The organism is Tunturibacter gelidoferens (assembly GCF_040358255.1).
Lineage (GTDB): Bacteria > Acidobacteriota > Terriglobia > Terriglobales > Acidobacteriaceae > Edaphobacter > Edaphobacter gelidiferens.
Genome location: NZ_CP132938.1, coordinates 1,613,714 through 1,625,590, shown reverse-complemented (window position 1 = coordinate 1,625,590; position 11,877 = coordinate 1,613,714). Strand labels below are relative to the sequence as shown.

The 11,877-nt window shown below is 56.7% G+C and carries 10 protein-coding genes and 1 tRNA gene; 6 read left to right on the top strand and 5 right to left on the bottom strand.

What is annotated here, in order from left to right; translation table 11 throughout:
* The first annotated feature begins 3 nt into the window (after positions 1–3).
* The 3 genes from RBB81_RS07465 to RBB81_RS07455 all read left to right on the top strand — a co-directional run bounded on the left by RBB81_RS07465 (position 4) and on the right by RBB81_RS07455 (position 3,518).
* Positions 4–1,242 carry a CaiB/BaiF CoA transferase family protein gene (locus tag RBB81_RS07465; RefSeq protein ID WP_353073240.1) on the top strand — a complete coding sequence of 413 codons (1,239 nt, stop codon included), beginning with the start codon at positions 4–6 and terminating at the stop codon, positions 1,240–1,242.
* 3 nt (positions 1,243–1,245) lie between these two features.
* Positions 1,246–2,097 (top strand): HpcH/HpaI aldolase/citrate lyase family protein, encoded by an 852-nt coding sequence (locus RBB81_RS07460; protein ID WP_353073239.1) that lies wholly within the window; start codon positions 1,246–1,248, stop codon positions 2,095–2,097.
* 809 nt (positions 2,098–2,906) lie between these two features.
* The gene (locus RBB81_RS07455; protein WP_353073238.1) at positions 2,907–3,518 is read left to right on the top strand and encodes a tyrosine-type recombinase/integrase; all 612 of its coding nucleotides are present in this window, start codon (positions 2,907–2,909) and stop codon (positions 3,516–3,518) included.
* A 41-nt stretch (positions 3,519–3,559) separates the two neighbouring features.
* Here the strand turns inward: RBB81_RS07455 and RBB81_RS07450 are convergent.
* Both RBB81_RS07450 and RBB81_RS07445 read right to left on the bottom strand, forming a co-directional pair.
* Positions 3,560–3,635 (bottom strand) — tRNA-Thr (locus tag RBB81_RS07450).
* Between the two features lie 98 nt (positions 3,636–3,733).
* The gene (locus RBB81_RS07445; RefSeq protein WP_183790110.1) at positions 3,734–4,627 is read right to left on the bottom strand and encodes a LysR substrate-binding domain-containing protein; all 894 of its coding nucleotides are present in this window, start codon (positions 4,625–4,627) and stop codon (positions 3,734–3,736) included.
* 242 nt (positions 4,628–4,869) lie between these two features.
* Between RBB81_RS07445 and RBB81_RS07440 the strand changes: the two genes are divergently transcribed.
* Positions 4,870–5,361, top strand: coding sequence for a GNAT family N-acetyltransferase (locus RBB81_RS07440; RefSeq protein WP_353073237.1), 492 nt, complete (start codon positions 4,870–4,872; stop codon positions 5,359–5,361).
* Between the two features lie 619 nt (positions 5,362–5,980).
* Here RBB81_RS07440 and RBB81_RS07435 read toward each other — a convergent pair.
* From RBB81_RS07435 to RBB81_RS07425, 3 genes are all read right to left on the bottom strand, one after another.
* Positions 5,981–7,084, bottom strand: coding sequence for a DUF6599 family protein (locus RBB81_RS07435; protein WP_353073236.1), 1,104 nt, complete (start codon positions 7,082–7,084; stop codon positions 5,981–5,983).
* 97 nt (positions 7,085–7,181) lie between these two features.
* Entirely contained in the window at positions 7,182–8,444 is a 1,263-nt protein-coding gene (gene fliB, locus RBB81_RS07430) for a flagellin lysine-N-methylase (protein WP_353073235.1), read from the bottom strand.
* 385 nt (positions 8,445–8,829) lie between these two features.
* Positions 8,830–11,160, bottom strand: a complete 2,331-nt coding sequence (locus tag RBB81_RS07425) for an N-acetylmuramoyl-L-alanine amidase (protein WP_246373635.1) — start codon at positions 11,158–11,160, stop codon at positions 8,830–8,832.
* A gap of 102 nt (positions 11,161–11,262) precedes the next feature.
* Between RBB81_RS07425 and RBB81_RS07420 the strand changes: the two genes are divergently transcribed.
* Entirely contained in the window at positions 11,263–11,520 is a 258-nt protein-coding gene (locus RBB81_RS07420; RefSeq protein ID WP_183790118.1) for a hypothetical protein, read from the top strand.
* 175 nt (positions 11,521–11,695) lie between these two features.
* Complete coding sequence (locus RBB81_RS07415) at positions 11,696–11,845, top strand: hypothetical protein (protein WP_179581351.1); 150 nt, start codon at positions 11,696–11,698, stop codon at positions 11,843–11,845.
* Positions 11,846–11,877 lie beyond the last annotated feature (32 nt).

The following is an 11,877-nucleotide window of genomic DNA, read 5'->3' as shown; positions in this document are numbered from 1 at the left end:
CTAATGTTCAACCGAATTGAATTCACCTCCGGACCAGGCGGCCCACTTCACGGGATACGTATCTTGGATTTATCCCGACTCGTCGCCGGGAACACTCTCACCATGGTGTTAGCCGATTTAGGTGCTGACGTTATCAAAATTGAACCACCCGGAGGCGACACTCTGCGCGAGTGGCGAGTCGCCGGCGTCGAAACCGCATGGAAGACCTACAGCCGCAATAAGCGCAGTCTTTGTCTCAACCTGCGCGATGAAGGCTCTCGAGACATACTGCTTCGCCTCACCACCGAGGCTCACGTAATGGTTGAAAGCTTCCGTCCAGGGACTCTCGAAAAAATGAACCTCGCCCCAATGACGTTGTTCGCCGCTAACCCCAAACTTGTACTGGCACGCATATCGGGCTGGGGACAAACCGGCCCTTACGCTGAGCGCCCCGGCTTCGGCACTCTTGTAGAAGGCATGTCTGGGTTCGCTTCAATGAACGGCTTCGCTGACCGCGAGCCTGTACTGCCGCCCATCTATCTCGGTGATATGACTGCAGGTCTTTATGGAGCGATCGGAATTTTGTCGGCACTACGGCATGTCGAGGTTAATCACGGTGAAGGCCAGGTAATAGACATCCCGCTGCTAGACCCCTTGTTTTCCATACTAGGTGCACAGGCTGCGAACCACCGGCTGACTAGAGTCGTTAAACCTCGTACAGGAAGCCGTTCAACCAACAGTGCTCCGCGTAATGTCTACCGCACATTGGATGAGCACTGGATATGCCTCTCCGGTTCGACGCAAAAGATGGCTGAAAAGATCTTTCGAGCGATCAACCGGCCGGAGCTCATCACCGATCCTCGCTTTTCAACGAATGAAAACCGACTACACAATGTGGTTGAACTGGATCGAATGATCGCCTCCTTTATACTCACGCTCAACCAACAGGAATGCCTCGACCTTTTTCAGAAGAACGGGGTGACTGTTGGTCCAATTTACGACATGTCCGACATCGAGCACGACCCACATTTTCATGCGCGACAGATTGTCGTTGAGTTGCCAGATACCGACTTAGGAACAATCCCCGTACACACAATCTCACCCAGATTGTCGGCCACGCCTGGGCGCTTCCGCAGAGCCGCTCCTCATCTGGGAGAAGACACCCACGACGTGCTGGGTGAGATCGGCTATACGGATTCCGCCATTGCAGGTTTTATTTCGTCAGGTCTCGTAAAGATGCCCGACAAACCAGAGAAGAGATAAACAATGATGCGCAGCAAACTTTTTGTACCTGCGATCCGTCCGGAGCTCTTTGAAAAGGCGACTAAGTCCGGCGCAGACGCTGTGTGTTTCGATCTTGAAGACTCCGTTGCGCCAGCACGGAAGGTTGAAGCCAGAGACCATCTGCAATCCTACTTGCGCGAACGCCAGTCCATCGATCAACCGCTGCTTCTGGTTCGCACCAACCCCGTCGCCTCTGCAGACTTTGAGCAAGATGTAGACTGCGCAGTCTGGAAGTCGATCTCTGCAATCGTTTTACCCAAAGTGGAGTCGGCGGAAGATGTCTGCGCGTCAGCAGATATAATCGCCAAATTTGAGCGGTCGCGAAGCCTGCCTACCCCTTTAGGCATCCTTCCCACGATCGAATCGCCGCGTGGTTTACGTTTTGCTGCGGAGATCGCGCTCAGTTCCCCACGAGTGCTCGGCTTGCAGATCGGCTTTGCAGACTTACTGGAGCCGCTGGGTGTGGCACAGAGTAATGTCGCTGCTAGGAACCAGATTCGGCTTACCCTTCGCCTGGCAGCAGCCGAAGCTCACCTCGATTGTTATGATTCGGCTTACGCTAATTTCAAAGATATGTCTGGTTATGAAGATGAATTGAGAGCTTCTCGTTCACTCGGTTTCGTAGGTGCCAGCTGCATTCATCCTTCACAGATCCCCATTGTTAACCGGGTATTTGTCGCAACGTCAGAGGAACTCGTCTCCGCTGCGCGAATCCTGGAGGCTGCGGAACAGGCGGCGCAAAAAGGGGTGGCTGTTACCAGCATTGATGGAGCGATGATTGATGCTCCATTTATCCGCCGTGCCCGCAAGCTTCTTGGGAAGAAAGACTATTGAGAATCGGAAAGACTCACCGCCCGCTCACTGTATTGGGCCGTTTCACAATTACAGCTTCGGGAACAGCATCGCGAATCAGCCTCATACTTGACTGTATCAATCACTCGGGAACGGCACGAGGACCCATAGGTGAACATCAATGCGGGAGAGATTGTGGAATTCGCGAACATATCCGAAGACATGCCATCTCACTCAAACAGTTCGCTTCCAAAATCAGCTTAAACAGAATCAGTTGGTCTGACGGCGAAAAGCTTCTAGGGTAATTGAAAGGAATGGAGTCGATGAGCGGAGTTGAACCGCTGACCTACTGATGGTCGGTCAGCCCAACAAAACCAGTGCTATCAGCGGTTTCCCGGCTTCTGAACTGGTCAAGAGTGGGCACTTTTGGGCGCGGTTGTTATGAAATTTGTTACGAATCGGCGCAACATTCACTTTTCCTAGACAGGCTCAACACCAGCCTGTAAGAACTCACCCAAATTGATAAACTGAAGCATCATGGCAAATAAGGACGTGGCACTAGGAATATTGCAAGCCGCTATCGCTATCGGAGGTCTACTCCTGGTTTTCATCGGGTTCGTCCTCGGAAGAGCGGATCGTGAACCGCTCAAGGGAATCCGAGTGACAATAAGAAAAATCGGCATTGCGGGCCTCATTCCGTTTGTCGCATCACTTTTCTGCGCTTGGCAGAGTCTCTGGGTTATTCAAGGGGCACGTGAGTCGGCTACCGCCGCACAACGCTGAAGTCTCTTCACTCCGCTTTCAGTGCTGTCCTCAAATGGGCGATGGCATGCGATTGGGTTGAGAAGAACGTGTGCGCTGGGATCAAACTGCCTCGTGCACTCACACCGGAAAAACCCCATAGCGAGATTCTTCGCCGTGAGCAAGTTGTGAGCTTGTCGAAAAAGCTGGCGGAACCATACGCTACGCTGGTTCTGTTTCTGGATGCAACAGGGACACGGATCGGTGAAGCAATCGGCCTAAAGGCTTCTGACATCGATGCTGAAGGGAACGTCCACATTTGCCGCCGCATCTACGAGGGCAAAGCGGACACACCGAAGACCAAGAACAGCAACAGAAAATTGCCGTTGGGCGGAACAGAATTGCTTAACAGACTTCGCTCACTCGGTCAGGGCTATATCTTTGCTTCGCGTGAGGGAACACCAGTCAATCCTGGCAACGCCCTTAAGCGCTACATCCGCCCGGCAGCTACAGAACTTGGCATCACGCTTAGCGGATGGCACGCTTTCCGGCATTCAGCAGCGACCCAGATGTTACGAAATCGGGTTTCTCCGAAAGTAGCAGCAGATATTTTGGGTCACGATGTGAAGATGCTCTTAAGCACTTACCACCACCCGGAGATGGAGGACTTTCGTCTCCCTCTGCAAGAACGGGCGGGTGGTTTGTTATGCGATGTTATGTAGTTTGTATTTCGTCTGGTTCTAAGTATTGATTCAAAGATACTTGGAGCCGATGAGCGGAGTTGAACCGCTGACCTACTGATTACGAATCAGTTGCTCTACCAACTGAGCTACATCGGCCTGTCGTTCTATTCTATCGGCTTCGTGGCCATCCGCCAAATCTCTCTTTTGTCGCTAACTTCCGATAGCCACAAGCGCAGCGCGCCGCCTCCTCGGGATCAACGTACAAGATGTTGATTCGCGATCTCGATGAAGTTCCTCGCAAGTACACTCTCCGCTCCCATCTTGACGCCGAGATCGATCGACGTCCGGCACCCAGCCTTCACCTCTCGATACACCGCCCCCGGCATCGCAACCCTCGCCACACAAGCTGGCGCCAGCGACACGCCAAGCCCGGCAGCCACCAGACGCACAAGCGTCAACCATTGCGGCGCATCCTGAACAATGTTCGGACGAAATCCGCTTCGTTCGCAACACGCGATCGTTCGATCGTAGGCGAGCGGTCCCATACGCCGCGCGAACATGATGAACGGTTCACCCTCCAATGCCTTTACGCTCAAAGTACTTCGCCGAGTCAACGGATGGCCCTCCGGCAACACAGCCACATACTTTTCTTTCGACAAAGTAGTGATTCGAATCCCCTCAGTCGGGTCGCCATCTCGCAAAAACGCAAGGTCAATCTGGCCATTGAGGAGCGCAACGATCTGCGCAGACGTCACGAGTTCGCGCAAACGCAGCTCAACCTTCGGATAACGACGCCGAAAACTCTGAATAGCAGCGGGCAGCTCCGTAAACATCACCGAGCCGCTGAAACCCACCGTCAACGTTCCTTCTTCGCCGCGCCCCAGCCGGCGAACCTGGGCAAGATCCTCGTCCACCTTCTCCATCGTGCTTCGCGCACGTCTCGCCAGCAACTGGCCAGCAGCCGTCAACTTCACTCCGCGTGTCGTCCGCTCAAAGAGCGCATGACCAAGCATCTGCTCCAGCCTTTTGATCTGCTGGCTCAGCGGAGGCTGCGCCATCCCTAGGCGCCTCGCCGCCTTGCTGAAATGAAGCGTCTCAGCGACCACCAGAAAGTACCGCAGATGCCGAAGTTCGATCTGGTCACTCATACATCAATGATATAGATCACGACTTTTCAGCTATTGGACATCCCTCGAGACTCCTCGTAGCGTTTAGTTCAGGAGGCGTCGCGAGTGACTCTTTCCGGAACAAAAGATACAACCCGGCTGGTGTCTCTACTTCCAAAACATCCCCGGGGGTCACGGCCCGCATGGAGACCGACTTCCACCAGCCGTGCTCTACACCGGCTCGCGCCAGCAGTCCGAAAACAGCAGAAACTAGTGGAGACCCCATGAACAACACAGCTCTGGAATTTAAGATCCGAGAATTTGAACCAGGAGACGAGATCGCCTTCCGCCTCCTCAACGAAGAGTGGATCACCCGCGAGTTCGTCCTCGAGCCGAAGGACGTGTACTCCCTCTCCGACCCTCAGACAACCATCCTTGACCATGGCGGCCGCATCTTCTTCGCCATTCAGAACGGTGAAACCGTTGGCTGCTGCGCTCTAGTCGCAATGAAACCCGGCGAGTTTGAAGTGGCCAAGATGGCAGTAACCCAAGCGTGCCAGGGAACCGGAATCGGACGCCGACTGCTCCAGAGCGTTGTCGAGGAAGCGAAGGCCTCAGGTGCAACTCGCCTCTATCTCGAAACCAACCACAAGCTGACCCCTGCCATTCACCTCTACGAAGCAGTCGGCTTCAAACGACTGCCACCGGAGCGCGTCGTGCCCTCTCCCTATGCCCGAGCCGACGTCTCGATGGAGCTATCGTTTCCCACTCCCTGACCAAAGTTCCGCACGTCGTCGTTCGAAGACTCAGACTCCATCACCTCTAACGTTCCTCCGTCTCCCATCTCACTGGGCCACACCAATATCACCAGAGCCGCGAGAGCGATGGCAACTTGAAGCATCGGATGTAGCCCCTGAGACATAGACCACCTCTTCATTCGAAGAGCCTTCCATTCCCTAAGACCTGCATCGGCGGCCAGGCCCCCGCCATGACACCAACACAACACCTCGGATGATTTCCTTCCCCTCCGCACTCCCACTTTGGTAACCAATCCTCTCGGAAAAATAACCCACGGAAATCCCGTCTGAAAAAGCGAAGAGGCCACCCGGCAACGAGGTGGCCTCTTCTTTAGGGAGAATAGTTCCAACGGAGGCAAAGCCATCAGAACTTTCTGGCGAAATACTAAGTTTGGCGATATGACGTGTCAAGGTCAAAACTCAACTAATGTAAGTCCTTATTTTTCAATGGTTACGGGGGTTACTAACCTGATAACAGATAGTCATATTTTCGCCTAAGATTCGCTTTTGCTCAGTACATCCAGACCCGAACGATATTCCTATCAGCCGCTTAGCTCGCCCCCTGCACCATCCTCAGTGCAGATTGGGGCCCACTCGATCAGCCTCCGTGCTCGACCCCAGACCCCTTCGTCTGAATCCGAGCCGCAGTTCCGCTCAAATCGATCCGGAGAAACTCTGGCTCAGTAGCTGCCGGCTTACCCTGAAGTACCCTGATCGCCGCCCGTCCGCCACCCAGAAACAGCGCCAGAATCACAGCCGCCAAAGCCCCTAATCCACAGAACACCAGAATACTGGTCAGCAGGCTCACTGTCTTCCTGATCTCCGCATGAAACTCCGGAGGCATCGCCTTGTTCCACGTCACCTCGCTCCGCAGATGGATCCCCTCCACAAGCCTCTGCGCCTCGGCCGCGTTCCAGGCGCCCGTCGTCATCAGCACCAGCGGCCCCTCACGCCTCAGCTTCACGGTCCCTGCAGCCGAACCCTCCTGGTTCATCTCCGCCTCGATCTGCCGCCCGTGGTCGCCCGCAATCTGAGGTGTCGGGTAGAGCAGCATCGTCAGCGTACCCTTCCCCTCGTACTTCGCCGTCACCACCTCGGCAGCCTTATCAAAGCCAATAATCTCCGGCGGCAGCGCCCCGCCCATCGCCTTATACCCTACCGGTCCCACCGCATACCGCTCCGAGCCCTTGTCAAGACCCTTCGCCGGCAGATAAGTCGGCAGCAGCGGAGACATTCCCTTCGGCCCCCCTACCTTCGGCAGCCCCACCTCCACCGTCCGTAGCAGCGCCTCAGCCGAAGCCGGACTGCCCTTCAGATTAGCGACCACCACGGACACCCCACTCCGCACCACATAGGGCGCGCTCTTATGCAGATAGTCATACGCAGCGGCTGCCCCCGTAGCATCTTCAAACTGGTAAACCGTCACCGTGCCGTTTGCGCCAGGACTCTGCGGCCCTCCCCGCTCATATCGCCGAATCCCATCTTCCACCAGCACCGGCCCATCGACTCCGCTCCACGATGGAGCACCAGTACCCGCGTCATGGTCAGCCCCTCCCCGCAGCGACTCCGGCAACAGCGGCGTCGGCGGCTCCGCCAACACCACCTTCGGCGTCTGTCCCTCCAGCGAAATCACAGAGGCACCCATCACCACCAGCCCCAGCACGGCCGTCGACACAACCCGCATCCGAGAAAGAAAACCCATACGTTGGTCAGACTACACCAGCGCCCGAACGTAAGCCTAGAGCCTCCTCCCTAAGTTCCATGCCGCTCAAACCCGAGAACGATCCACCAACCTCATCCTAAGAAAACTTCAAAAGCGTCGCGATCCCCTGCGGATCCCCTAACCCCCTGCTCTCTATCAATTGATTGATCTCCTTTAAGTAGCTCGGACTATGCTCCACTGTCTTCGAGAAAGACTGCACCAGCTTGACGACATGCTCCTCCCCGAACGCCTCCCGCCGATAACCCGCCATCCCGACCAGCAGACCGTAGACCAGCGCATACTGCGTCACCATCAACAGGCACTCGCCAAAGATTCCCTGCGGAGTGATATGAGCGCTCGCCTCGCGACCAAACGGAAACAGCGTCCGGTAGACATAGTTCAGTAGATAGTTCTCCAAAATATGCGGATGCCCCGCAAAGAAAGGAGCACAGTACTGCGCCTCCGCCTCCACATAGTTAAGAGCATCACTCGCCGAACTTGATCCCGCAGAGTACCCGATGCCCTGCAGAAACTCGTCGAAGCACTCCAGAAAGCGTTGTCCGCATGAGCCCGCCCGAATCCTCTGATCAATCAAACGAAGGACCACATCCAGCTGCGCCGCAGGCTGCGCCGGCACCATCTCCAGCTTGTCGCGCAGCGTCCCACTCTCTAATATCTCCCAGTAGCTGCCGAGTATCTCCGGCACGGCATCGTCCTCCTGCGCGGTCGTCACTTCGTTCAGCCGCTTCGAAAGCATCCCAAGTAAAAACAGCCGCTGCCACAGCGGTCGCCTACGATCCTGAATCATGGCGACAACCAGATCCCGAACCTCCCAGAAGTACCGTATCGGTTTATGAATCGAACCCTCCCCGGTAGCCAGCCGCGAAAACTGGTCACTTCGAAAGTTAGCCGACGAAGCATCGCCCATCGCCCGCGTCGAGTCGGCATCGAGCAGAACCTGCCGAGCTGCCTGCGGGCACGAGAGATACAACGAAATCTCAAGCTCATTCTCCACACTGTTCAGCGCGCGAGGATAAGTCGAACACGTCGCTGAAAGATGTGCCGAGCCAAACTCCTTCTGCACCCCACAGAGCCGCTCCGCAGAAAGAAACGGGCATCGGCCCGATGCGTTCGGCTTGATACGCGCATAAAGAGATTCAGTCGCGCCGACAGGAAGAATCGAGACATACTCCTTCACCAGCGCACCCAGATTCTCCTCCGGAAACTCTTGATATCCCTCGTAAGTCTTCTTGTCCACGAGAACGCTCATGCCGTGACAGCAGGAGTCCTCGCACTCGGCCCCGATACAGTGAAAGGCACTCCCGTAAAGCGGTTGAATCTTCTGCGTCTCAGGCCTCATGGGCCTCCTCACTGAAGCACGCCATCACCGCATCGAAACAACGAGGCAAGCGCCGCATCTTCGTGCGAAAAAATCTCCGCGACGAACTAGAAGCAACTGCCCTGCCATCCCCGAATCATCCAGATTGGAAAAATTTAAGAATCGCGCACCCATCACCTCACCAAATCTCCCTCCCAACAAACAACGTCATCTCGACCGAAGCGGTTCACAGCCTCATCGTGAACAGCGCAGTGGAGAGACCCCCGTATTCGCCGTTGTCGTTGCCCGTTTTTGTTCGCCCTTCCACAGCCTTTATTGATTGCCCTAAGCACCACGCATCTATTTGTCACCGCAGCGCCGCGAAGGAATCCGCTTCTCCTCTCGCCTTACCCGGCACAACCAAGAATTAATTCCCGCTGGCCCGCTCCGTCGGCGCCTTCGCCCCGCTCAACCCACCGGCATACTTCGCCACACCTTTATAGAGACTCTCCGCCACCCGCTCCCGATACTCCGGCTGCTGCAGCTGCCGAGCATCCTTCGCATTCGTCACAAACGAGATCTCCGCCAGGATCGAAGGCATATTCGCCCCGATCAGCACCACAAACGGAGCCTTCTTCACACCGCGATCTTTCAGTCCTGCATTCCCCTTCTGCAACCCACCATACAGACTCTGTTCCACATCCCCTGCAAACTCTCGCGACTCGGCGATCTTATCCTTCAGCGCAATCTTCTTCACCAGATCGCTCAGCTGATGAATCGACTGGTCCGACACAGCGTTCTCACGCGCCGCCGTCTCCAGCGCATCCGGCGACGACGTGAAGTTCAGGTAGTAAGTCTCCACTCCGCGCGCACTCGCATCCGATGAAGAGTTCGCATGGATCGAAAGAAACAGATCAGCCTGTGCCTTATTCGCAATCGCCGTCCGGGTCTCCAGCGGAATAAACGTATCGTCCGACCGCGTATAAATAATCTCCGACCCCAGGCGCTCATGCAGGAGCCTCCCCAGCCGCAGCGCTACGTCCAGCACCACGTCCTTCTCCTCAATCCCATCCACGCCCAGCGTCCCCGAGTCATGCCCCCCATGCCCCGCGTCGATCACGATCCGTCCAACCTTCAACCCCAGCGCCCGCACCATCGAGGTCTCGCCATCCGCCGTAGGCACTGCCGCCCGCGCCGGAACCGCATCGGCATCCTTCGCACCTTTGCCGTGTCGCAGCTTCCTCGTGCTCGGTACAGGCACCGCAACGTCCGCAGAGCTTGTCGCTACTCCAATAGAGCTACCTGTCCCCGATGCACCATCGCCCCCCTGAACCCTGAGCCCTGAGCCCTGAGCCTTATCTGACTGACTCCTGTCCGACACCACCGCCGAGATCGGCTGCGAGGTTGGCTGCGTCGTCGCCTCCACCCTTCCCGGCTGCGCACTCACCGCAGCCACATCAAACGAACTCCCAGACTTCACCGCCGTCGTATTCGGAACCGACGGCGCAGGAGCCGCCGCTCTCTGCATCGGCACACTCACCACCGGAGCGCCCGGCTCCGCCTTACTACCACCATGGATATCAATAATTAAGCGATAAGGATTCGGCAGCAGAAACGCCGAGTACTCCGTCACATCATTAACATCCAGCACCACTCGAGTCATGTCATTCGAAAACTGCGCCGCCCGAATCTTCTTCAAAAAACCGTCATCCGTCACAGCGAAGCTCTTGCCCACCAGCTCCTGCGCCAGCCGGGTCCCATGCAAATCAAAATAGATGCGATCTGGATTCGGAACCCGCGCCGCCTCATACGTCACATCGTCGCCCAGGTCGATCGCCACCCGCGTGTAGTTCGGCGTCGACCAGTGGCGAATTCCCGTCACCTGCGCCATATGCCCACGCCGCACAGTCTTCGCTATATGCATCGGCGCCACACTTTGCGCTCCCGCATCTGAACCCGAAGCCGAGCCCGAAGTCGAGCCCGGAGCTGTACCGTCCGCCTCATCCGCCGGCGCAGCCCCCTGCCTCTCCGCAACTGTCGCCTGACCCGCCGAACTCACACCCGACACGCGAGCGTCGCGCCCATCAGATGCACTCGCCGCTGCCAACATCCCACCAGCTCCAGCCTCCTTCGCAGCCGTAGCCGCATTCGAAGAAACAGAAGACCCAACCGGAGCCGCCCCAACCGCTCCCATCGCACCTGGATCCTTACGCCCACCCTGATCCAGCGAAGCCAGTCCAGCCCGAGCCTCCTCCGCCATCTCACTCCGCGGATACTCCTTCACCAGCAGCGAATATCTCTCCCGCGCCGCCGCCGCATCATGCAGATCATTCTCATAGATCTGCCCCTCCGCCAGAAGCGCCCCCACACGCAGCGAGCTCCCCGGATACTGCGTCCGCAAAAACTCATACTGCCCCACCGCAGCCTTCAGACTCTTCGCATCATGCAGTCCGCGCCCCTGCTCCGCCAGCAACTCCGCCACCGCATTCACGCTGTCGGGAGCATGCATATCCCCCGGAGCCTCGTGGTACACCGTACGAAACCCATCCATCGCCCGCGCGTAATCGGCTCGCGTCCGCGTCCCCTCCGGCATTGCCTCCAGCGCCTGCCGTCCCCGCTCGGCCTGTTCCCACGGAGTCAACTCCACATGCCGCTGCCGAACCGCCTTCGCAGGCAGAACCTGCACCATCGCGCAGCCCAGCACCACCGCGCAACTCGCGCCACACCAAGAACTACGAATTATCTTCCCCAGGCCCATGTGTCTTCTTCAAAAAAACGACAGACCGCCTAAGTTTAAGAGAGCCCACCCCGCAACGCGTGTGAAAAGAAACCCGGTACTCCCCCCGATACCCCCAACCCATTGCGCTCATCCCGCATCAAGCCTCTATTCAACGAGCCTCTATTCAACGATGATCCCAGCAAGCCATCCTGGGGTAAACTCACACGCATGGTAGACATCGATCTTCTCGTCGAAGCTATTCGCAAACGCGGACACACCGTTGAGAGCGTCTTCTCCGTACCGAAAGACGCGGGCGTCTATGAAATCGTCGTAGACGGCAACCTCCTCAATCTCGAAGAGGCAAGACAGCTTCTCGAAGACGAGGAAGCATCGAAATAGCCAGTACACCCCCCTGAGAATCAGGCAGTGTCGAGCTATAAGGCGACCAAAGATCTGTCATTTCCACGAAGGGAAAGGCGATTATTTGAAGTCGTCATCCTGCCCCTGAGCGAAGTCGAATGGGACGGATCCTTAGTTCGTTCTTGTCGTTCATCTTGACCCTGAGCGAAGTCGAATGGGGAAGGATCCGCAGTTTGTTTTTGTCGTCATCCTGAACGCAGTGAAGGATCCCGACACCTTCCACCTACCCATACCGTTCGAACCTTCCAACCCAACACCCAGCCGTTTGCCGTTCTTCCCCCCAAAAGATCATCTCGACCGATGACAAATCCGCTTTACCATGGTTAACTTGCAATC

Excerpts from the sequence above, each read along its gene's own strand:
- RBB81_RS07440 (WP_353073237.1), top strand. The coding sequence starts at position 4,870 with ATGAACAACACAGCTCTGGAATTTAAGATCCGAGAATTTGAACCAGGA.
- fliB (WP_353073235.1), bottom strand. The coding sequence starts at position 8,444 with ATGAGGCCTGAGACGCAGAAGATTCAACCGCTTTACGGGAGTGCCTTT.
- RBB81_RS07415 (WP_179581351.1), top strand. The coding sequence starts at position 11,696 with ATGGGGAAGGATCCGCAGTTTGTTTTTGTCGTCATCCTGAACGCAGTG.
- RBB81_RS07465 (WP_353073240.1), top strand. The coding sequence starts at position 4 with ATGTTCAACCGAATTGAATTCACCTCCGGACCAGGCGGCCCACTTCAC.
- RBB81_RS07425 (WP_246373635.1), bottom strand. The coding sequence starts at position 11,160 with ATGGGCCTGGGGAAGATAATTCGTAGTTCTTGGTGTGGCGCGAGTTGC.
- RBB81_RS07460 (WP_353073239.1), top strand. The coding sequence starts at position 1,246 with ATGATGCGCAGCAAACTTTTTGTACCTGCGATCCGTCCGGAGCTCTTT.
- RBB81_RS07445 (WP_183790110.1), bottom strand. The coding sequence starts at position 4,627 with ATGAGTGACCAGATCGAACTTCGGCATCTGCGGTACTTTCTGGTGGTC.
- RBB81_RS07435 (WP_353073236.1), bottom strand. The coding sequence starts at position 7,084 with ATGGGTTTTCTTTCTCGGATGCGGGTTGTGTCGACGGCCGTGCTGGGG.